The 1,415-nt window shown below is 39.9% G+C and carries 1 protein-coding gene; it reads left to right on the plus strand.

From position 1 onward, the window contains the following. The first annotated feature begins 124 nt into the window (after positions 1–124). Positions 125–1,381, plus strand: a complete 1,257-nt coding sequence (locus FZ952_RS11480; protein ID WP_148881748.1) for an ISL3 family transposase — start codon at positions 125–127, stop codon at positions 1,379–1,381. Positions 1,382–1,415: the final 34 nt, after the last annotated feature.

Here is a 1,415-nt window from a genome sequence, read left to right on the forward strand (position 1 = left end):
AGGCTCTATAATTTCTGTAGTGGGTAAATCCACCGCAGGGATTATGGAGCCTATTTTGTTGTAGAAAAAAAGTCCCATAAGACCTATAATGAAAAGCAACGAAACCATCATTAGAAAGAATCTTATGGAACAATTAAATTTTATCACAAACTTACTGGAAATCAAAGACCCTAACATCACTATCTTGAATGTTCTAAATGCTGGAACGCATAAAGAAATCTTCGCCAAGCTAGATTATCCAGCACCTAAATGCCCTCACTGTCAAGGACAAATGGCTAAATATGACTTCCAAAAAGAATCTAAAATCCCCTATTTAGAGTGTGCTGGATACAAGACATTGATTCGTCTAAGGAAACGGCGCTTCCGCTGTAAAGACTGTGGAAAAATGGCTGTCGCAGAGACTTCCTTAGTCAAGAAGAATCACCAAGTCGCAACCATTGTCAACCAGAAAATCGCTCAAAAATTAATCGAGAAAGTCCCTATGACGGCCATCGCTGAAAACTTGGCTGTTTCCACTTCCACCGTCATTCGCAAACTGAAAGAATTCAAGTTCAAGACTGACCTTAACTACCTTCCAGAACACATGAGCTGGGATGAATACAGCTTCAAGAAAGGAAAGATGAGCTTCATTGCACAGGATTTCGATTCCAGAAAGATCCTAGCTATCCTAGACGGACGGACTCAAGCAACGATTCGCAATCACTTTCTGCGCTATTCCAGACAGGTCCGAAACGGCGTTAAAGCCATTACCATGGACATGTTCAGTCCCTATTACGATATTGCCAGAAAACTATTTCCAAACGCTAAAATCGTTCTGGATCGTTTTCACATTGTCCAACACCTGAGCCGTGCTATGAGGCGTGTTCGTGTTCAAATCATGAATCAATTTGATCGAAAATCACACGAATATAAGGCACTGAAACGCTACTGGAAACTGCTCCAACAAGATAGTCGAAAACTAAGTCATAAACGCTTTTATCGTCCGACTTTTCGCATGCACTTGACAAATCAAGAGATTCTTGAAAAGCTACTCTCTTACTCTCAAGAACTCAGAGAACACTATGAAATCTACCAACTCTTGCTTTTTCATTTTCAAGAGAAACAGGCTGAGCATTTCTTTGGACTCATTGAAGAAACAATTTCTTGTATAAATCCTATCTTTCAGACTGTTTTTAAAACCTTTCTCAAGGACAAAGATAAAATTATCAACGCTCTTGAACTCCCTTACTCAAATGCAAAACTGGAGGCTACTAACAACCTCATCAAGGTTATCAAGCGCAACGCTTTTGGATTTCGGAACTTTGACAACTTTAGAACTAGAATTCTCATCACTTTGAATATCAAAAAGGAGAGAACCAATTCGGTCCTCTCCAGATGTTAGCTGACATCAACCCACTACAGTTGACAAAGAGCCA

It is taken from the genome of Streptococcus sp. Marseille-P7376 (assembly GCF_902460385.1).
Classification (GTDB): domain Bacteria; phylum Bacillota; class Bacilli; order Lactobacillales; family Streptococcaceae; genus Streptococcus; species Streptococcus sinensis.